Raw genomic sequence first — 21,757 nt, 5'->3', positions numbered from 1 at the left:
ATTTTGGCACGCTATATACCATACACATTAGCATGAAGCCTCTTTATGATCATACGTTCGATTACCAGTGATGAAACCTTACCACTACGACAAGCCGTTTTATGGCCCCAAAAGTCTCTGGCATTTTGCCGCGTTGAAAATGATCACATCGGCAAACATTTTGGTGTTTTTTCTGATACCCAAAACGAGCTGATTTCTGTCGCCTCTATTTACATCGAGGGGAAATCCGCCCGATTGAGAAAGTTTGCCACCGCCACGAAATATCAAGGGCAAGGTATTGGTACAAAAATGATTCAATTCATTCTTCAAACACTCTCAGATGACAAGATTGATCTGTTTTGGTGTGATGCCAGAGAAAGCGCCGTTGGCTTTTATCAACGTTTTGGTATGAAAATTTCTGGCGATAAGTTTTTCAAACACAATGTCGCTTATTACAAAGTCGAAATAAAGCTTAATAAACAAGAGAAAGTGTAAACACTTCCTCTGTCTTTACAGTTTATAAAAGCCCACCTTTATAACGTTTCATTTAATTTTTCAAATTGATTAATTTCATACCAATTTACTCGTCGGGTTACCGACATGAGTATTGCCAGCACACTGAATACCAATATCGCGCCCATTAAAAAAGCAAAATCTTCTGATTGAATAATAACGTACAACAAGCCGTAAACCCCTATAAACACCGCCGTAAATAACATAGCCACAACGGTATTACCTAACATATAGGGCAAGTACATTATCAATAACAAGCCACATGCGACGACGGCAATCAGGTAAGCCCACTGAAAACCGACATGCTCTGAGAGTGAAATCAAAAGAAGATAAAAGACCGCCAACACCAAGCCAACAAAGGTGTATTGAACAGGATGAATTCGAATTTGACGCATTTGTTCAAAAATCAAAAAAGTGATAAAGCCTAAACCAATAAACAAAAATGCGTATTTTATCGATCGCTCCGACAACATATAAATATCAATAGGGGTGATAAATTCGATGCTGGTCATCGATGCAGATAATGCAGCACACTCTGCATAACGAATACAGCTCAATAACAGTTGTTTATTATTATGGCCATACTGAGAAAATACCCATTGTGCCTCAAATCCATCTTGATCGATGTGCCGCTCCATCGGTAAAGACGAGCCACCAAACTGAGGGTGAGGCCAGTCTGATACCACTTTTACACTGGCATCATTAGCGATGGGTAAAAAGGCGATTTTTTCTGCTCCTTTCACAGAGAGGGTCAATGTAAAAGGCAGAGCTTCGTCTAACTCTGAAAGCGTCTCTGGTTCTGAAAGTACATACAATTCTGAAAGTCCCGCTAATGAAGAGTGAATCCCCTGGGATTGACTTAACAGCGGTATGGAGGGTGAAACGTTTCTCAACTTACCATTTAATGAGAGTTGAGGTGAACTTTCAATTCCTCTCATGTCACTTAAATTCATGGCCATAAAAGGCGCTTCTTTAAGTGTTCCAGACTGATATTCATTCAATGCCCGCGCAAGCTGTTTCACGCTTTCAGGCGCAAAGTTTCCCTTCATTTCGATCGTCACCGAATAAACAGGTATGTGATGTATCCCCTTTTTGAGTATTCGATTTTTTACTTGAAAATCCACATCAATCTTAGAGGGTTCAAGCACATCATAGTAACGGTTTCGACTTTCTATGGAATTGACCTGACCAAAGCCATTCACAACTTCGACGGTATTTTCTGTGGGAATAACAATATAGGGTAACGTAATGGCTTGATTACCTGTCCAACTGCTTACCACCGATTCACGAGCCACACCTTGATTTAATTGTCTTTCGTGAATTTTAGATTTCACCATCTGAATAGGAATAAGCAACAGTATTGCCAGTACGGCAATCGTTGTAATTTTAATCAGAATTTCTTTTTTCATTGCACTCTCCTTAGGTAGGCAACGCCAAGCATAAAGTGCAATTCTGACAATGTAGGGCAGGAAAAATGATGAATTATGACAAGATGCCATCAAGGCAGGTTATGGCTGGAATATAAAAAAACACCTGTAAAAATACAGGTGTTTTTTTGAAGGATAAAGGCTAGCAACTACAATTGCGCGGCTAAGCGAGTTCCTTGATCGATGGCTCTTTTTGCATCCAATTCAGCGGCTTCATCCGCACCGCCAATTAAATGATGAGGTTTGGTTAACCCTCCCACCAATTCACGTAATGGCTCTTGCCCAGCACAGACAATCACATTATCCACAGGCAAAACTTTACTCTCACCATTGAGGTTAACGTGTAATCCTTCATCATCGATTTTTACGTACTCCGCCCCCGGAATCATTTTCACACCTTTATTGGCTAGGCCGGTGCGATGAATCCAGCCAGTGGTTTTTCCTAAGCCTTTTCCCACTTTGCTTTCTTTCCTTTGCAGTAAATACACTTCTCGTGGGGAAGGCGGCACTTGTGGCTCGATACCTTCAATGCCGGAACGCGCCTCCAATGTCATATCCACACCCCACTGGCGCATAAAGGATTGGATATTCACACTGCTGTCATCATCACCGTGAGTTAAATATTCACTCACATCAAAACCAATACCACCGGCTCCCATGACCGCCACCGATTTTCCGACAGGCTTTTTGTGTTTTATGACATCGATATAATTCAATACTTTAGGATGATCAATACCTGGTAAAGCTGGCGTACGAGGTGCAATTCCAGTCGCAAGAATGATTTCATCAAACTCACCGTTATTTAGCTCTTCACTGGAAACACGTTTTCCCAATTGCAATTCAACGCCCGTTAACTCCACTTGTTTTTTGAAGTACCGTAAGGTTTCGTAAAACTCTTCTTTACCCGGAATTTGCTTGGCAATATTAAATTGTCCACCTATTTCTTTTTCACTATCGAAGAGTGTGACAGCATGGCCACGTTTGGCAGCCGTAGTGGCAAACGCTAATCCAGCAGGGCCAGCACCAACTACCGCAAATTTTTTCGGTGCAGAAGTTGGGGCAATGGTTAATTCCGTTTCATGACAAGCACGAGGATTCACTAAACACGAGGTCATTTTCCCAACAAAGACATGATCCAAACAGGCTTGGTTACAACCAATGCAGGTATTGATTTCATCTGCTCGATTTTCTTGGGCTTTCACAATAAATTCAGGGTCTGCCAAGAAAGGGCGCGCCATCGACACCATATCGGCATCGCCCCGCGCTAATACTTCTTCTGCTTTTTCAGGCGTATTAATACGGTTAGAGGTAATGACCGGAATCGAGAAATGAGATTTGAATTTTGCCGTTACCCATGTAAACGCGGCGCGTGGGACTTTTGTAGCAATGGTAGGAATACGCGCTTCATGCCAACCAATACCGGTATTTAAAATCGTCGCACCGGCTTTTTCAATGGCCTTGCCCAAGGCTACAATTTCATCAAAGTCACTGCCGCCTTCCACTAAATCCAACATAGAAAGGCGATAAATGATTATGAAGTTCTCACCGACGGCTTCTCGCACACGACGAACGACCTCAACCGGCAAGCGCATACGATTTTCATAGCTGCCTCCCCATTCATCATCACGCTGATTAGTACGCTGTGCTAAAAATTGATTTAAGAAATAGCCTTCCGAGCCCATGATTTCGACACCATCGTATCCAGATTTTTGGGCCAACAGTGCCATATTCACAAAGTCCTGTATCTGTTCTTCGATTTCCTCTTCTGTCGCGGCACTGGGCTTAAAAGGGTTGATAGGCGCTTGAATAGCAGAAGGAGCAATGGGATTTTCGTTAAACGCATAACGACCGGTATGCAAAATTTGCATACAGATTTTACCCCCCGCTTCATGTACGGCATCTGTAATTTTTTTATGGTCTTTACAATCGTCATCACTGGATAACATTTTGGTGTGCTCATGGGTAGCACCGCGCACATTGGGGCCAAAACCACCCGTGACGATCAAGCCAACGCCACCTCGGGCACGTTCTGCAAAGAACGCTGCCATACGATCATGACCATTGGGCGCTTCTTCTAACCCTGTATGCATGGAGCCCATCAAAACGCGGTTTTTTAACGTTGTGAAGCCCAAATCCAAGGGCTTGAACATATTCGGATAATGAGTCATCGCCTTACCTTACTAATCATCAATGAATGGTTGTGGTCTGTTTGTTGTTATATAAGTGTGGTTACAAAACATGCTTATAAAAACATGCCTATAAAAATATGGTTATAAAAACGCAGCTGTAAAAAATAACTGAAGCTTTATGCAATCTAATATGGTCGACTAACTCATTTGATCGGCCAAACTTGACAGCGTCTAGTTTACATTAAACGCTTCTATTTTGACGGCGTCAAGATCTATTGATAGCCTGCTACTTCATCCTATTTATCGTTCTACTCGCAGATACTTTTGTGCAGATATCATCATTATGAATAACGAACAAGAACCTAACCAAGGCCACGCAGAATGTCTGCTTCAAGATACATCCTTAAAAACCAGTAAAAAATCGTATCATCATGGTGACCTGCGTACGGTGCTATTGGATAACGCCATTTCGATTTTACGCACCGACGGTATTCAGGGGTTAAGTATGCGTAAACTCGCCACCTCAGCCGATGTTTCTCGCACTGCGCCTTATCATCACTTCAAAGATAAAAAAGAACTTTTGTGCGCCATAGCAGAAGAAGGGTTTCGACTTTTCAGTACCCGCGTTGATGCCAAGACCATCGAACCTGCTCCAGCAACATTGCTTATTTTCACAAAACAGTACCTTGAGTTTGCCCTAAAAAACAAAGAGGTTTACGAGCTCATGTTTGGCAGCGAACTATGGCAACAACACAGCACCACAGAGAGCTTGAAAACACGAGCTCACGCTTCATTTCGACAATACGCCACCGCCATTAAAGATTGGCACGAAGACAAACTCATCAACCAAGCCGTCGACCCTTTACGTTTTGCTCAAGTTAGCTGGAGTACGCTTCATGGGATGAGCCGGTTATTAATTGATGGGGTGTATGTAGACGGAGAAGCCATTGATGCCATGTGCGAAGAAACCGCTCAGTTGTTTTGGAGCCAACTTAACCCTGCCGTTTCATTTTAGGGCGTGCTACTGTACCAGTAAGCTACTCATGTGATTGAAACACTCCTCTTTTCCTTTTTGACTGAGATTCATTCATGCGCTTACCATCCATAAAACAGCAACTTACCGAAATGGTTGCCCTCCCTTCCGTCAGCAGTAGCCACGCCCAGTGGGATATGGGCAACCTACCGGTTATCGAGTTACTCGCCACTTGGCTCTCTGATCTCGGCTTTGAAACAGAAATATTGCCCTTATCTGGTGCACCCAATAAAGCCAACTTAATTGCCACACTCGGTAAAGGCCCTGGTGGACTGGTGTTATCGGGCCATACCGATACCGTACCGTACGATGACACACGCTGGGCACAAGACCCATTTTCACTCACTGAGAAAAACAATCGTTGGTATGGGCTTGGCGCCACGGACATGAAAGGATTTTTCCCGGTCGCCATTGAAGCCGCCCGAGAATTTTTGGATAAACCACTCAAAGAACCCCTGATTATTCTGGCCACTGCCGATGAGGAATCTTCCATGAGCGGCGCACAGGCACTCGTGGAACTCGGGCGCCCCAAGGCTCGCCATGCGGTGATTGGCGAACCCACAGGCTTAACCCCCATTCGCGCCCATAAAGGCATCGCTATGGAAAGTATTCGTGTGCAAGGGCTTGCCGGGCATTCTTCCAACCCTGGTCTTGGCAAAAACGCCATGGAGACGATGCATAGGGTGATTTCTGAATTAATGGATTTTCGTACCTATTTACAACGCACCTACCAAAACCCGTTATTTTCCGTAGAGGTGCCAACACTGAACCTCGGCCACATCCATGGAGGAGACAACCCAAACCGAATTTGCGGCCATTGTGAATTGCACTTCGATATTCGTCCTTTACCCGGTATGCCTATGGACGAATTACATGGCTTACTTCACTCCCGCATACAACATGTGTCCGAAGAATGTGATATGCCTGTGTATTTGGAGTCACTTTTTCCCGGTGTTCCGGCATTTGAAGAATCGGAACACTCAGACTTAGTAAAAACTCTGGAACGTTTAACAGGGCATTCTGCCGAAGCCGTTGCCTTTGCCACAGAAGCGCCTCACTTACAAAAACTCGGTATGCAAACAGTCGTAATGGGCCCAGGTTCAATAGATCAGGCCCATCAACCGGATGAATTTATTGAGCTCAGCCAAATCCAACCAGCCGTGAACGTGCTGAAACAATTAATTGCTCAATATTGCCTTGGTGAAGAACAATAAACCCATCCTCCAGTTAACAGGAGAAAGAACAAACACTACAATCCTCTCTTAAATTTTCTCCCCATTGCCGTGGCCTAAGGAATCACAAGATTGAGTAATTCAGATTACATTGCCTGGTTTCGACACTCTTCGCCTTATATTAATGCTTATCGAGGCAAAACCTTTGTTCTTACGCTCCCTGGCGACGCGATGGAAAACGATAACTTCCAGCATATCGTGCACGATATCGCCCTACTCACCAGCCTCGGTGTTCGATTAGTTCTGGTACACGGTGCTCGGCCACAAATTGAAGCCAGGTTGAAGGAAGCTCGCGTTGAAAGCGAGTTCAGTGACGGAAAGCGCATCACAGACATTTCTTCTCTGCCTTATGTACTGCAAGCCATTGGCGCCACTCGATTAAAACTGGAAGCGGCCTTATCCACAGGTTTACCCAACTCGCCCATGCACGGCGCTGACATTCGCCTTACCAGTGGCAATTTTGTCACCGGGATGCCCAAAGGGGTGATCAATGGTGTCGACTATCAACACTCTGGTAAGGTCAGAAAAATCGATATCAGCAGCATTCATCACGCTCTCGACCACAAAGCAGTAGTGATCATTTCGCCTATTGGTTATTCAGCCACAGGAGAAGTCTTTAATATTCCTGTGCATGAAGTCGCTACTCAAGTCGCGATCGCCCTAACTGCAGATAAGCTGATTACACTCATCCGGCCTCAAGGCATCAATGATGACAACGGCAACTTACAAAGACACTTGTCTCTCAGTGCTTGCCGTGAATACTTATCAAATGCGCAGTTACCCGAAGAACAACTGGCCGCACTGGAAGCCAGTTACCAAGTCTGCTTACAGGGCGTCAATCGAGCACAAGTGATCAGTTACGCGATTGATGGTGCTTTGATTGAAGAATTATTCACCCGAAACGGCAGTGGCACATTGGTGCATCGAGACAGCTACGAAATCATTCGCCAAGCAAGAATTGGCGATGTCGGCGGTATCCTGGCTCTCATTCAACCTCTAGAAGAGCAGGGCATTTTAGTTCGTCGTTCTCGCGAGTTATTAGAAACCGAAATTTATCGATTTGCCGTGATGGAATTAGACGGCATGATTGTGGCCTGTGCAGGGCTTTACGCTTTCGAGGATGACAACATGGCAGAACTGGCCTGCGTGGCAACCCATGAGGAATATCGGAATGCCGGTCGAGCCGAACAACTCTTAGAATATATTGAATCTCAAGCCAAACTCCAAGGCATGGAATCTATTTTTGTCCTCACCACACAAACGGCACACTGGTTTTTAGAAAGAGGATTTATTGAAAAACCATTATCGGTTTTACCGCAACAAAAACAAACACTGTATAACCTACAACGGCGCTCCAAGGTATTTATTAAAGCCATATAGAAATATGGAATTATTGATAATAAAAAATCGGAATAGAAAAACCACTTTCTTTATACGATCCAACCCACGTTACCCTTCACAAGCTGCGTTTTTTCCGCCTTAAAATAAAGCCAAAACAAAGCACATGAGACACACCACTAGCAATATATCCATACTATTACTCCTAACTCAAATTGCTAACAAACCAGATTCACAGTAATACCCAATCGACTATTTCTAAGCGCTATTCACTAGACCAACATCGCATACTCCGTCATTTTTGCTATGATACTGATCCAAATAATATTGTGTGTTTAACTTTATAGGCCAGTGGCAACTTTCACATTTTTATTTTAAGGAGTTCTCTCTACCGAGGCTTTTATCTTCTCTCGATTTACAAACACCATGCCTGACACCCCAAAGACGGCATATACTGACAAAAATAGAGGCCAAAAATGGCCCCAACAACCACTGGCCAGCCATTCCAAAGAGGTATATTTATAATGCCCGTGTATCGTTCCAAAACATCGACATCCGGCCGTAATATGGCGGGAGCACGTGCGCTATGGCGTGCAACCGGCATGAAAGACGAAGATTTTCATAAACCTATCATTGCTATCGCTAATTCTTTTACACAATTCGTGCCGGGACACGTACACCTGAAAGACTTAGGCCAGCTCGTTGCCCGAGAAATTGAATCTGCAGGTGGCGTCGCAAAAGAATTCAATACCATTGCCGTTGATGATGGTATAGCCATGGGCCATGACGGAATGCTTTACAGCTTACCCAGCCGAGACGTCATTGCCGACTCCGTTGAATATATGGTTAACGCCCATTGCGCAGATGCTCTCGTGTGTATTTCTAATTGCGATAAAATTACTCCGGGAATGCTGATGGCTGCCATGCGCTTAAATATTCCCGTGGTTTTTGTCTCAGGTGGCCCCATGGAAGCTGGAAAAACCAAGCTATCAGAGCACAAGTTAGACCTTGTAGATGCCATGGTTATTGCAGCAGACCCCAATGCCTCAGACGAAAAAGTGGCCGAATACGAACGCTCGGCCTGTCCGACTTGCGGTTCCTGTTCTGGTATGTTCACCGCAAACTCAATGAATTGTCTGACCGAAGCACTTGGCTTAAGCCTGCCCGGCAATGGAACCACTTTAGCCACCCACGCCGACCGTGAGCATTTATTCAAACGCGCAGGCCAGCTTATCGTAGAAATTACTAAACGTTACTACGAGAACGACGCAACGAATGTATTACCACGGGATATTTGTACCAAAACCGCGTTTCGAAATGCCATGACACTCGACATTGCCATGGGAGGGTCAACGAATACCATTTTGCATTTGCTGGCAGCGGCACAAGAAGCGGGTGTAGATTTTGATATGAAGGATATCGACACGCTCTCACGAGAGGTACCGCAGCTGTGTAAAGTCGCCCCTAACTCCCCTAACTATCACATCGAAGATGTGCATCGTGCGGGAGGCATCATGGCTATTTTAGGTGAATTAAACCGATGCGGAAAATTAGATGCCTCGGTTCCCACTGTCCATAGCCCAACGCTGAATGCCGCGCTTTCAGAATGGGATATTATGGCTTCGCCATCACCAAAAGTAATTGAGTTTTACAAAGCCGGCCCTGCGGGTATTCCAACACAACAAGCATTCAGCCAATCTACCCGTTGGCCCAGCCTTGACGCAGATCGCGAAAACGGCTGTATTCGTTCATACGAAAATGCCTTCAGTGAAGAAGGTGGGCTAGCGGTTTTGTATGGAAACATTGCCGAAGATGGGTGTGTTGTAAAAACCGCTGGTGTGGATGAGTCTATTTTAATTTTTGAAGGCAAAGCTCATGTGACTGAATCACAAGATGAAGCCGTTGATAATATATTAAATGAGAAAGTGAAGCCCGGTGATATTGTCATTGTCCGTTACGAAGGTCCCAAAGGCGGCCCAGGCATGCAAGAAATGCTTTATCCAACCAGCTATTTAAAATCAATGGGGCTCGGAAAAACTTGTGCGCTCGTTACCGATGGGCGCTTTTCTGGAGGCTCTTCAGGTTTGTGTATTGGCCATGTTTCACCAGAGGCCGCAAGCGGCGGCGCCATTGGTCTCATTCAAGATGGCGACAATATTCAGATCAATATTCCCGAGCGCTCAATTAACTTGATTATAAGCGACGAAGAACTTCAAAAAAGAAGGGATGAGCAAAATTCAAAAGGCTGGAAGCCAGAAAAAACACGCCCAAGGAAAGTGTCTCCGGCCCTTAAAGCCTATGCCCATTTCGCAACTAGCGCTGATAAAGGCGCTGTAAGGGACCTATCCAAACTGGACGATTAGGACACATAAAAAATCAAGGAAGATCTTTTTTATTTTCTAATACCAAAAAGAATTACAACCATCCGCTTAAACTCAAAGAAACTCGGTATAATTTTTAAAAACTTTCATCCCAATAAAAAACCCCAGCATTGCTGGGGTTTTTTATTAAAGCTTCATCGAAAAATCAACTGTTGCCGAGTTGACGTTCGCGCTCCAACTCACCTTTACAATAGGTAATCCAGTTTTCTGCAAACACTCTGCTACGTTTATCTTTCTTCGCCTCTTCAAAGGCTTTCATCGCACTTTCCCATCGGCCAAGGTTAGCTCTCGCCATACCAATCACAATGTAAAGTTGATCAGGCCGTTTAACACCACCACGCTTCAAGGCTACACTTGCCACTTCTAAGGCTTTTTCATTACGGTCTGTGTCTAAATAGTTACCTGCAAGCAATGCATGCAAATTACCATTTTTCGACTTATCCGCTGCCTGAGACATGGTTTGGATAGACTTCTCCATCTCTTGTGATAAGCGCCATGCAGTTGCAAGGACTTCAAGATTCTTTGATGTCGGCTCAATTAATTTCTTTTTGATACCGTCATCAATAATCTTTGCTGCCCGGTAAGGATATTCCTCTCCCAAGAACATGTAAGCCAAGTTCAGTAGCTCTTTCTCTTTATCCAGAGTTTTTGCTACATAAGCGGCGTCCGTTAAGTAGACCTGACGCTTTTCTTTACCTACAAGCCCATACATACCCGCAAGCTGCTTCCAGTAAGTCGGCTTCGAGTAGTGACGACAAAGTTTTACTAATACTTCAATCACTTTATCGTTCTGACTAAGCTCAAAATAAATAGCTCGCTGAAGAGATAACCAGTTTTCTTTTGGCACCTTCCCTTTAGCTTCATACATTTCGACAGCTTTGTCAGCGTTGGGACGAGCGCTCTTCATATCCTGAAGCTGGTAATACGCTTGAGCTAACAAAACATAAGAGTCTGCACCAATAAATTGGGGATCTTGTTTTGACATCCACTCTTTTAGCGTTTTGATTGCCGCAGGATAATCTTCCTCAACAAACTGCAACTGAGCAATAGTGTAGAGAGTACCTACTTCAAGCCCGACAGGAATATTTGGAGATTGATCAACCACTTTACGGTAGTACTTAATGGCCTGAGCATTATTCTCTAGGCTGTAGTACACAAACCCATAGTAGTTGTACAACTGAGCTAACTCATAGCCATTCCATTTTCCCGCACCTTTTTCAATTTCCTTCAGCTCTTTCAAAGCCTCGGGGAAATTAGGTTTAGCATCGTCGCCTTCAGGGTTGGTCAACTCTTGAATAATGGCCAACTTCTTGAAAACAGCTTGGCTTAAAGCAGGCGTTTTACGAGTTTCATACTTTGGCTTGGCGGCTTCTTCTTGCGCACTAGCATAAGACCAATCAACAGAGTAGCCGAAGCCTTCAATTACCAGTGAAGAAATCGCTGGAGTGAAGGCTAATGGCACTGCCAATGATGTGGCCTGGACGAGTTTTTTCAAAACAGCTTTCATGGCTTCCCGTCCCCTTACTTCGCGATTGCAAAAGTGATTTTGTTACGTACACCAGGAACCTCGATAGGCTCACCGTCTACGACACGCGGTTTATACTTAAACTTAAGTGCGGCTTTCATCGCGGCCTTGTTAAAGATATTGGCGGGCTCCGCCTCTACCACAACAGGATCGCGCACAGCACCACTTTTCGTCACAGTAAATTCCACAATGACATAGCCCTCAATACCACGTTGTAAAGCGCGGCGAGGATATACAGGCTGAACCTTCACGATGGGCAAGTACTCACCATCACCACCAAAGCCTCCAATACCACCCACTTTTACTTGGGTGTTACCTTTTGGCGCTGACATATTTAGAGCGTCTGGATTGAGGTCTGGAGTCTCAAAATCAGGCTCAGGCATATCAGGTGGTGGAACATCTGGTTCTGGTGGCTTGTCCGGCTTAGCGGTTTCGTACCGGGTTTCAATTTCTGTTTCCGGCATGGTCACGTCAGCAATTTTAAGCTGCTCCGGTTCCTCAGGCGCTTTAGCGTTCATCTGAATTAAGGCATTCATTAAGATGAACAAGCCACCGGTGACAACAATTGCAAGTAGACCTGCCGTTATGACTCGTACAATGTTCATAGCGTTAGTTCTTCTCTGTAGCTACCGACACATCAAGGATGCCTAGCTCACGAGCAGCCTCCACGATTTGTGCCATGGCCTCGACATTTGCTTCATCGTCAGCTTGAACAACGATGCCGCCCTTTGGGTTTTCTGCATGCAAGCGCTCGATAGTCGGACGCACTTGACGCGGATCCACCATTTGCTTGTCGATCCAAATTTCATTACTGGAGTTAATAGCTACCAAGATTGACGCATTTTTCTTAGATTCCGCTGTGTTCGCCTCTGGGCGATTAACTTCTACACCGGGCTCTTTAATGAACGAAGCAGTCACAATGAAGAAGATCAGCATGATGAACACTACATCCAGCATTGGAGTCAAATCAATGGCTCCAGCCTCTTCTTCCTGGGTCTCGGTTCTTCTGCTCATGATTATTCCTACAACCGGTTAATTCTTGGTGCGATTTACCTTAGTGGTCCATCGTCAAGTGGTCTTCGAGTAACTGCTTTTCGCGTTGCGCGGTTTGAGTTATGTAGGTATTACCAAATACACCAGAGAGTGCCGCAACCATACCTGCCATAGTAGGAATTGTTGCTTTTGATACACCACCGGCCATGGATTTCGCATCTCCACCACCGGTAACCGCAAGAACATTAAACACATCGATCATTCCGGTCACTGTGCCCAACAATCCAAGGAGTGGGGCAAGAGACACCAAAGTACCAATCATGTCTAAGTTCACATTTACTCTCTCAGATACCCGAGAGATCAACGCATAACGCACTTGATGAGCATTCCAAGACTTACGCTCGCCGCGTGCCTCCCATTGGTCAAGAGCCGTTTTAACGTCTCGACCTAGAGAGGTTTTGAAATACCAAATACGCTCGAAAATTAATGTCCACATGAAGAATGTGAGGATGGCGATACCAATTAAAACAACGCCACCCGACTCCACAAAGGCTTTAATGGTTTCTATGTAATCCATTAAATCCGTCATGTGAATTCTCCTTACTTACGCTCAGCGTTTTCAGCAATAATGCCCGCGCTTTGCTCATCTAGAATGTGGAGAACTCGTTTTGCACGACCATTCACCAATGTGTGCATCAATACTGTTGGGATGGCAACAACCAGACCAAGTACTGTGGTAACCAGTGCACCAGAGATACCGCCAGCCATTGCCTTAGGATCACCTGCACCAAAGATAGTAATTGCCTGGAAGGTCACAATCATACCGGTAACGGTACCAAGTAGACCTAACAGAGGAGCCACTGCTGAGATGATCTTCAATAAATTCAGGCCAGACTCAATGGATGGTTTCTCTTTTAAAACAGCCTCTTCTAACTTCAGCTCTAGAGACTCACCATCAAGACCTTTGTTATCGTCTGCAACCTTTAACACTCGACCCAATGGGTTATTGGTATTAGGAGAGGTCGCACGCAGCTGAGCACTTACCTTAGCACTTACAGCACTCAACACGATCATTCTGAATAGGCCGAGCAGCATTGCAAACACACCAACACCAGTAATGATGTAACCTACGGTTCCACCTTGATGCCAACGCTCGACTAAATCTGGACTATTAATTAATGCGGCTAGGAAAGAGCCGCCTGAAGGGCCAGTAGGATCAATACCCACTTTCACAAAACCACTACTCGCAGCTTGCAGCTCAGACATGGCACTTAAGAATTCACCCGCAGGTTGACGAGTCAACTCAGACATATTCCCGCTGTCAGCAGAGTAAGTCAGATACTTGCCATCAGAAACTAAGTTCCATGTACCAATACGAACCACTTCTTGAGTTGATTGCTCACCATCTGGCTTCGCAACCACGCCATTGAATTTAACAACCTTTCCACCTTCGATGGTTTCACGCTGCAATTCATACCACAAACGCTCAATTTCTTCGATGTTTGGCAGTTTGGTGTTTGAGTTCATTTTATCGATGAGCTCATCCAAGAAGTCACCACGATTTGGATATTGGGCACTTACAATAGAATTATCAATATTCGTACGAAGATCACCCGCTGTTGAAGTCAGGTGACCAAATAACTCTTGCAATGAACCCAGTCGCTCTTGCAGTTGAGCACGCTTGGCTGATACCAATACTTCTTGTTCTTCATATGTCTTTTCTAACTTTTCAGAGCGAGCTTCTTCTGCAACTTTGGTGTTCTTGGCTTGATCTAAAAGTTGTCTCTGATTCGCTTTTTGACGCTTAAATTCAGCTTCACGCTTTCTGTGATCAGCAGACTCAGAAACTTTACTGTCTTTGACCATCTGTAAAAGCTGATCTAGTGAAGTTGCTTTATCTTGGGCTACCGCACTGGACGCAATTAAACCCGCAGCTGTGAAAGCAAGTAATTTTTTAGCGAAGGTCAATTTCATTGCGCTGCCTCCGGAGCTAAAACTGGTAAATTCATAATATCGATCGTTGCTTGCTTCTTAGCGATACGAATACCTTTCAAGATAGCGCTGCGGTAAGCACCAGAATCAAGAGGAACCCATGCACCCTGCTTAGCATCCCAAGCACCTGAAAGCTGAGTATCTTTTGTTTGATACATCAACGCGATACGACCAACACGTAACATGTTCACTTCACGCTCTTGGCCATTAAGCTCCAATGAACCTTCATAGGTGTCTAATTTACGACCATATTCAGCTTCAATTTTGTAAGCTTCGAGTACTTGACGGAATTTCTCTGCTACAGAAATATCTGCACGTTCCATATTGTTGCGAAGCAACTCAATACGTTTTGCACGCTCATCTGCATGGAAAGGCACATCAAGAGAAACAAATTGCTCTAGGCCATCAAGCATACGTAACACTAATGGCTGGATTTGACGCTCCATAACCGTCACGTTTTCGATAGACTCTTCGAGATCCTTAATAACATCGCGCTGACTTTGGAGTTGTTTTTCCAATTGAGCGTTGTAAACACGCAAACCTTCGATTTGCTTATTTACGGTTTTAAACTCTTGCAACAAAGTTGCTGTTTCATCAGCCAATTTGTCGATGCGCTTTTGCGATTGCACACCCGCTGTGATCTTAGATTGGCCTACCTCAAAAATAGAGTTTAAGGTTTGGTCCGCATATGCGCTCCCACCAAAGAGTGCGCCAGCGGAAAGCATAGTGGTAATCGCCACTATCTTAGTTCGCTGCTTCTTCATAAATCCCCCAACTCGGGTGCTAGCTTCCAAAGTTTTTTGCGACAAAAAATTACTCGCCGATGACAAAGTTATATAAAAATTCGGCATCTCTGCGACCAATAGCTCGCCATTTTAATAACAGGCCAGTTGAACATTCAATGGCTATACAGACTCATTATTAAATTGAGTAGTAACGTAACACCATTAAGTAACATTCATCAAGCCTACAAACACCCTCAAACAGGGCATATCCAACAACCGCTTTGCAAAGCGTTTATTTGGAAAAACAAAACATTCTCGATTTGTTACCATTAGAATCATTACAGAGTATTCAGAAACACTTCCCATAACGCACAAAAGAGTAATCAAATGAGTTCTTTTCACATTTCTTATGATCTTCTCTGAAACTTTCCTGCCAATTTGACCAATCTACATTGGGAAAATAAGCATCACCTTCAAGAGTTGTATGAACATGCGTCACATACAAACTGTCCACTAAAGGCAAACCCAATTGGTAGATTTGAGAACCACCAGCAATCATTACCTCTCCATCAGCAGACGTATTTTTACTGGCTATGTCAAAAGCAGCTTCTAAACTCGATGCTACATGAACTCCATCAATGGACAGTCCAGATTGACGACTCACAATAATATTTAGTCGGTTAGGAAGTGGGCGGCCGATAGACTCAAAAGTACGCCGCCCCATAATTAACGGCTTACCTACGGTATTTTTCTTAAAATACTTAAGGTCATTGGGGAGGTGCCACGGCAACTGATTTTCAATTCCGATAACACCGTTCTGCGACATTGCAACAATTATTGACTTTTTCATCCAATGGTACGACTTAATTAATTTCCCTAAACATAATCGATTAAATAAAAACCAAAAAATGCGATAAACATAAGACTCTATACTAACAGCCTTAAAGACCAAATCGTGTGAATAATTACAAATTCACATAATCTATGCACTATGTGCCTTGCTTTCCACCTCATAACACCACATAGACGTACGAAATGTACTATGCCGCACAAACTTAACACCACACATTAAAAATTGTGGATGAGAAGCTAATATACTTTTCAAACTGCCACCGGAGCGGGGATATGAGGATACGGGTTGTAATTCTCAATAGAGAAATCTTCGTAAGTAAATTCAAAGATATCTTTTACGCCAGGATTAATCTTAACCGATGGTAAAGCCCTAGGCTCTCTTGAAAGCTGCTCTTCAACTTGCTCATAATGATTTGAGTACAAATGTGCATCACCAAAAGTATGGATAAAATCGCCTGGCTCCAAGCCAGTTACTTGTGCCATCATCATCGTGAGTAAAGCATAGGATGCGATATTAAAAGGTACACCAAGGAAAATATCTGCACTACGTTGGTATAACTGGCACGACAGCTTTCCCTCGGAAACATAATACTGGAAAAGTGTATGACAAGGTGCCAGTGCCATTTTGCCGGCGGCTACATTTTCTTGCGGTGTGAGACACTCATCAGGTAAATCCGTTGGATTCCACGCTGATACGATCAAACGCCGTGAATTTGGAGTAGCTTTAATTTGATCAACAACCATTGCTATTTGATCAATCGTATGGCCTCTGTCCGCATTACCCCAGCTGCGCCACTGATAACCATAAACAGGACCTAAATCACCTTCATCACTGGCCCATTCGTTCCAGATAGATACTCCATTCTCTTGCAAATAGGCAATATTAGTTTCACCTTTTAGAAACCATAACAACTCATGGATGATTGAGCGTAAGTGACACTTCTTTGTGGTAACCAAAGGAAAGCCATCTTGAAGGTCGAATCTCATCTGATAACCAAAAACACTTTTCGTTCCCGTCCCAGTGCGATCACCTTTGAACGTACCATGGTCACGAACATAGCGCATTAAATCCAGATATTGCTTCATTATTTTCCTCAAAAACGGCTTTTACTCTGTAGCTTCCGCTTGAACAGGCTTTTTAGTGGGTATCTCCTGCTTTGCAGCGCGAGACTCTCTCCACCAAAAAACAACAAAAAGCACCAACCCTGCAAGTATCATTGGTGTGCTTAATAACTGCCCTCGGGTCATCCAGCCCATCAAATCGAAACCGATATGACTATCAGGCTCTCGGAAAAACTCTACAAGGAAGCGGAAACTACCATAAAAAATTAAAAACAACGCGCCAACCGTACCGGCAGCACGAGGCTTACGTGAATACCAAAGTAATATAAGGAAAAGGGCCAACCCCTCGAGAGTTGCTTGATATAACTGAGATGGGTGACGAGCCAATTGTTCTGGGTCTTTTGGAAAAACCATGGCCCAAGATACATCTGTTTGACGCCCCCACAGTTCCTGCCCAATAAAATTACCAATTCGACCAAAGCCTAAGCCTAAAGGCACTAAAGGCGCAACGAAGTCCATTAAACGCAAGAACCGAACGTTTATTTTTAATGAATATAAGAAAATAGCTAGGATGACCCCCAGCATTCCGCCATGAAAGGCCATTCCACCTTCCCATATGCGAAATAACCACAACGGGTCTTCAAGAAAACGTTCAAACTGATAGAAGAATACATACCCAAGACGCCCCCCCAAGACTACGCCAAACGCACTCCACATAATAAGGTCTTCAACTTGGGCACGGGTAACAGGGGACCAAGGCTTAGCCGCTCGATGCATGGCAAGCAACCAAGCCGCCGCGAAGCCAAGCAAGTACATAATGCCGTACCAATGAACGGTTAACGGCCCAAGACTGAAAGCAACAGGGTCTATCGCTGGATATTGCAAAATGAGATTCCTTGGAGGGCACCTACATTAGATCTACTTTGTGGTTGAACCACGCTTGGGCAGGCATCATACACGAATTGTGGCGGGCTGATAGCTGTGTTATTCAAATCAAGTATCTGCTTACCATGTAAGACAAAAATAAACAGCAAACTGATCAGGTTTTAGACATTGGAAATCAATTGAATCAAACGGTCTACACACTCAGAAGGCATTAATGTTTCTGCCGTTAGGGTGATATCCGCATACTTTTTATATAAAGCATCCCGTTCTTCTAACAATGATTCAAAAGACTGGTCAGGCCTACGAGCAATCCCACGTGCATCATAGTTATGAATGCGGCGACGTAATTCTTCGATTCCAACATTCAAATAAATAACCACGCTGTGCTGCTTTAGATAGCGCATACCAGAATCGCTGTATACCGCACTGCCACCAGTGGCGATGACCTTTTTAGGCTCTGCACAATCCACTTCAAGCAAGACGGACTCTTCTACCGCTCTTAAAAATAAGTAATCGTTTTGATCCAAAATTTCTTGCAGAGTCTGCCCTTCTCGTACCTGGATTAATAAATCCGTATCAACGAACTCTAACCCCAACTCTTTCGCCAACAAAACCCCAAGAGTACTCTTGCCAGAACCCGGCATACCAACAAGAACAATATTTTTCTGATACGTCGTCACATCAAATCCTTCGCCAATACTTCAATTTTACCGCCATAAGTAGTCGTACTCACTGCTCAGGCCTTACCACACAAGGTTTCGCTGAATACTTCATTCATTGGGCAATTCGCTGGGTAACAAGGTGTCATTAATAGAGGGTCTCAGTAACTTCGCAATGCCTGCGGCACGTAAGGCCTCCTGAACACAATGATTCACACCAGAAGCGTCTGGCATCGCCTTAACTCTCTCTAGCAACGTCTCAGCATCCTCCAAAGTCACCGCTCGCAATGCAGACTTCACCTTGGGTAAATTCGTGGCGCTCATCGACAGCACATCATACCCCATGGCGACCAGCAACATAGCAGCTCCTGGATCGCCCGCTAGCTCTCCACAAATACTGACCGGCGTGCCCTCCATATGAGCCTGGCTCACAATGTCACTCAAAGCACGTAAAACCGCCGGGTGTAATGATTCGTATAAATCAGCAACACGTGCATTGTTACGATCTACCGCCAACAAGTACTGCGTCAAATCATTGCTGCCCACCGAAAGGAAATCTACCCGGGCTGCCAACTCTCGGGCTTGATAGACCGCCGCAGGAACTTCAATCATGACACCGATCGGCGGCAAAGTAATTTGGAAACCCTCTTCCAATAACTCATGATATGCACGATAAATCAGCACCTGTGCTGCCTCTAATTCCGCAATACTTGAAATCATCGGCAGCATGATGCGCAAATTATCCAGCTTTTCACTGGCTTTCAGCATCGCCCTTACTTGAGCTAAGAAGATTTCAGGGTGATCCAAGGTAACTCGTATACCACGCCATCCAAGAAAAGGGTTCGCCTCCTCGATGGGAAAGTACGGTAACGCTTTGTCTCCGCCGACGTCCAATGTCCGCATCGTAACCGGATGAGGGTGAAACGCTTTGAGCTGCTCACGATAGATTTGACGCTGTTCTTCTTCGGAAGGAAAGCGATCTCGCAACAAAAAAGGCACTTCGGTTCGATACAAACCAACCCCTTCTGCACCACGCTCCAGCGAGCGCATGACATCAGCCATTAAACCAGTGTTGACCCACAGTGAAATTCGATGCTTATCCAATGTTTCACAAGGCAGATCTTTGAGCGCTTCTAATCCTCTGACTAGCGCCTGCTCTTCAGCAACAATACTCTGATATTGACGGCTCAATTCTTCAGAGGGATCTGTTACCACCACCCCTCGATATCCATCCACCACAATATTGCGCTGCCCCAAACGGGTGTAGGGTAAATCCACTGCACCCATCACAGTGGGAATGTCCATGGCGCGGGCAAGAATGGCAACATGAGAATTCGAAGAGCCTTGTACTGACACCAAACCTGCAAGCTTTCCAGGTGGCACCTCACCCAACATGGAAGCCGTCAACTCTTCACTGATGAGTATTGTATTATCGGGGTATTGCCGAGTCTCATTCTCTGTCGCTTGTAAGTGACTCAATACCCGCCGGCCAAGATCCCGCAGATCTGCCGCTCGCTCACGTAAGTAAGGGTCTTTCATACTGGCGAAGGTGGCTTCATGCTCAAGGATCACCTCCGCCCAGGCAAAAGCGGCACATGCCCCTTGGCGAATCCGCTCGATAACCTCCCCACCAAGAGAGGCATCGTCCAACATAGCCAAATAAGCATCAAAAAGTGCTTGCTCCTCTCGGTTCAAGCGATCTTTCAGCTCACTGCCTATGCGTTTGATATCGTCACGAGCCAAAGCTAAACCGTGATTGAAGAATCGAATTTCTGCGTCAATATCGCTACAGGCTTCGTAGGGAACCGCTCGAAGATCCGAAATAGGCGCCACCACCACGGCGGTTCCCAAAGCAACACCGGCTGCACCCGAAACACCAAAAAAACGGGCTTCCTGCGTATGATGGCCGATCGCTTTGAGCATACCCGTCGCTTCTGCATGAGCAATAACGCCGGCCAACTGTGCTGACATAGTGACTAAGAATGCCTCTTCACTTTCATCGAAGCGACGATTCTCCATCTGCTGAACAACCAACACCCCCAAGACTTGTCGGTGATGAATAATGGGGGCACCGAGAAAAGTTTGGTAACGCTCTTCTCCGGTCTCAGGAAAATACTGATATCTTGGATGGCGGGCAGCATTTTCTAAATTAATAGGCTCCTCTCTAGACACCACCCAGCCAACTAACCCTTCATTGTGCCGCATTCGCACAACACCCACAGATTCAGGCCGAAGCCCCTTTGTAGCCATTAATACATAATCGTTTTTTGTGTCCCGAAGGTAGATAGAACACACCTGAGTATTCATGGCCTCGCGCACTCGATCGACAATAATGTCCAGCGCCGAGTGTAAATCCCTGGCAGCGTTCACTTCTTGGACAATCGTTCTCAATGAGTGCAACATAAATCTAGAAAACCTAAGCGTCGTTAAAGAAAGTCAGTGACGACAAAACAATGACTCTTGCCATAATGTAGCCGTATAACACAGAGGCAGCTACAAACCCCGAGCAACCTCTAATTGACTGTGATAACGAGAAAGCTCTTTTAAAGCTCGGCGATAAACATCGCGCTTAAACGCCACCACTTTTCCTAATGGATACCAATAGCTTACCCAGCGCCATTGATCAAACTCTGCGTGCCCCGTACAGGATAAATCGATACAGCTATCATCACTCACCAGCTTTAGCAAAAACCATTTTTGTTTCTGCCCAACACACACTGGATCAGAACCCTTACGGACTAAACGCTTTGGCAAACGATAACGCAACCAACCTCGTGTGCACCCAACAACTTCCACATCTGACGCCGTTAAACCCACTTCTTCATGCAGCTCTCTAAACAGCGCCTCTTTGGGTGATTCATTTTCATTTATCCCACCCTGTGGAAACTGCCAAGCATCTTGGCCATTGATACGCCGCGCCCACAGCAATTGTCCGTCCCGATTGGTTAATATAATTCCAACATTCGGCCTAAACCCATCAGCATCAATCAAGACCGCCTCCTACAGCACCGTTTCTCTTTAGATCATTATTC

General features: G+C 44.9%; 19 protein-coding genes. 5 read left to right on the top strand and 14 right to left on the bottom strand.

The genetic code is table 11. From position 1 onward, the window contains the following. The first annotated feature begins 45 nt into the window (after positions 1-45). Entirely contained in the window at positions 46-474 is a 429-nt protein-coding gene (locus LU351_RS07165) for a GNAT family N-acetyltransferase (protein WP_232593379.1), read from the top strand. A gap of 38 nt (positions 475-512) precedes the next feature. Here LU351_RS07165 and creD read toward each other — a convergent pair whose 3' ends face one another. Next, positions 513-1,901, bottom strand: coding sequence for a cell envelope integrity protein CreD (gene creD, locus LU351_RS07160; protein WP_232593378.1), 1,389 nt, complete (start codon positions 1,899-1,901; stop codon positions 513-515). A gap of 167 nt (positions 1,902-2,068) precedes the next feature. Continuing rightward, positions 2,069-4,087: an oxidoreductase gene (locus LU351_RS07155; RefSeq protein WP_232593377.1), complete on the bottom strand. Its 2,019-nt coding sequence runs from the start codon at positions 4,085-4,087 to the stop codon at positions 2,069-2,071. A gap of 304 nt (positions 4,088-4,391) precedes the next feature. Here LU351_RS07155 and LU351_RS07150 point away from each other — a divergent pair, with 304 nt between their 5' ends. The 4 genes from LU351_RS07150 (at position 4,392) to ilvD (ending at position 10,014) form a co-directional block, all read left to right on the top strand. Next, positions 4,392-5,063, top strand: a complete 672-nt coding sequence (locus LU351_RS07150) for a TetR/AcrR family transcriptional regulator (RefSeq protein ID WP_232593376.1) — start codon at positions 4,392-4,394, stop codon at positions 5,061-5,063. 74 nt (positions 5,064-5,137) lie between these two features. After that, positions 5,138-6,295 (top strand): acetylornithine deacetylase, encoded by a 1,158-nt coding sequence (gene argE, locus LU351_RS07145; RefSeq protein WP_232593375.1) that lies wholly within the window; start codon positions 5,138-5,140, stop codon positions 6,293-6,295. Between the two features lie 90 nt (positions 6,296-6,385). Further along, the gene (gene argA, locus LU351_RS07140; protein ID WP_232593374.1) at positions 6,386-7,693 is read left to right on the top strand and encodes an amino-acid N-acetyltransferase; all 1,308 of its coding nucleotides are present in this window, start codon (positions 6,386-6,388) and stop codon (positions 7,691-7,693) included. Positions 7,694-8,175: 482 nt separating this feature from the next. Next, a complete protein-coding gene (ilvD, locus tag LU351_RS07135) occupies positions 8,176-10,014 on the top strand; it encodes a dihydroxy-acid dehydratase (RefSeq protein ID WP_232593373.1) in 1,839 nt (612 codons plus the stop codon). Positions 10,015-10,177: 163 nt separating this feature from the next. Here the strand turns inward: ilvD and LU351_RS07130 are convergent, their stop codons facing one another. The 12 genes from LU351_RS07130 to LU351_RS07075 form a co-directional block, all read right to left on the bottom strand. After that, positions 10,178-11,539: a tetratricopeptide repeat protein gene (locus LU351_RS07130; RefSeq protein WP_232593372.1), complete on the bottom strand. Its 1,362-nt coding sequence runs from the start codon at positions 11,537-11,539 to the stop codon at positions 10,178-10,180. A 14-nt stretch (positions 11,540-11,553) separates the two neighbouring features. Then, positions 11,554-12,162: an energy transducer TonB gene (locus tag LU351_RS07125; RefSeq protein WP_232593371.1), complete on the bottom strand. Its 609-nt coding sequence runs from the start codon at positions 12,160-12,162 to the stop codon at positions 11,554-11,556. 4 nt (positions 12,163-12,166) lie between these two features. Beyond that, complete coding sequence (locus LU351_RS07120) at positions 12,167-12,571, bottom strand: ExbD/TolR family protein (RefSeq protein ID WP_232593370.1); 405 nt, start codon at positions 12,569-12,571, stop codon at positions 12,167-12,169. A gap of 40 nt (positions 12,572-12,611) precedes the next feature. Then, complete coding sequence (locus LU351_RS07115; RefSeq protein ID WP_232593369.1) at positions 12,612-13,139, bottom strand: MotA/TolQ/ExbB proton channel family protein; 528 nt, start codon at positions 13,137-13,139, stop codon at positions 12,612-12,614. 11 nt (positions 13,140-13,150) lie between these two features. Then, a complete protein-coding gene (locus LU351_RS07110) occupies positions 13,151-14,524 on the bottom strand; it encodes a MotA/TolQ/ExbB proton channel family protein (RefSeq protein WP_232593368.1) in 1,374 nt (457 codons plus the stop codon). Beyond that, positions 14,521-15,306: a DUF3450 domain-containing protein gene (locus LU351_RS07105; RefSeq protein WP_232593367.1), complete on the bottom strand. Its 786-nt coding sequence runs from the start codon at positions 15,304-15,306 to the stop codon at positions 14,521-14,523. Before LU351_RS07105 ends, LU351_RS07110 begins: the two co-directional genes overlap by 4 nt. A gap of 310 nt (positions 15,307-15,616) precedes the next feature. Next, positions 15,617-16,117, bottom strand: coding sequence for a dihydrofolate reductase (locus LU351_RS07100; protein WP_232593366.1), 501 nt, complete (start codon positions 16,115-16,117; stop codon positions 15,617-15,619). Between the two features lie 251 nt (positions 16,118-16,368). Beyond that, positions 16,369-17,205, bottom strand: a complete 837-nt coding sequence (locus LU351_RS07095; RefSeq protein ID WP_232593365.1) for a thymidylate synthase — start codon at positions 17,203-17,205, stop codon at positions 16,369-16,371. 21 nt (positions 17,206-17,226) lie between these two features. Then, positions 17,227-18,069: a prolipoprotein diacylglyceryl transferase gene (gene lgt, locus LU351_RS07090; RefSeq protein WP_232593422.1), complete on the bottom strand. Its 843-nt coding sequence runs from the start codon at positions 18,067-18,069 to the stop codon at positions 17,227-17,229. Between the two features lie 158 nt (positions 18,070-18,227). Continuing rightward, positions 18,228-18,746 (bottom strand): shikimate kinase, encoded by a 519-nt coding sequence (locus LU351_RS07085; protein WP_232593364.1) that lies wholly within the window; start codon positions 18,744-18,746, stop codon positions 18,228-18,230. 90 nt (positions 18,747-18,836) lie between these two features. Further along, positions 18,837-21,128 (bottom strand): phosphoenolpyruvate--protein phosphotransferase, encoded by a 2,292-nt coding sequence (gene ptsP / locus LU351_RS07080; RefSeq protein ID WP_232593363.1) that lies wholly within the window; start codon positions 21,126-21,128, stop codon positions 18,837-18,839. Positions 21,129-21,218: 90 nt separating this feature from the next. After that, positions 21,219-21,716: an RNA pyrophosphohydrolase gene (locus LU351_RS07075; RefSeq protein ID WP_232593362.1), complete on the bottom strand. Its 498-nt coding sequence runs from the start codon at positions 21,714-21,716 to the stop codon at positions 21,219-21,221. Positions 21,717-21,757: the final 41 nt, after the last annotated feature.

This window comes from Marinibactrum halimedae (genome assembly GCF_021234875.1).
Classification (GTDB): Bacteria; Pseudomonadota; Gammaproteobacteria; order Pseudomonadales; family Cellvibrionaceae; genus Marinibactrum; species Marinibactrum halimedae.
The sequence above is the reverse complement of the archived record's forward strand: the minus strand, read 5'-3'. Positions and strand labels throughout refer to the sequence as shown.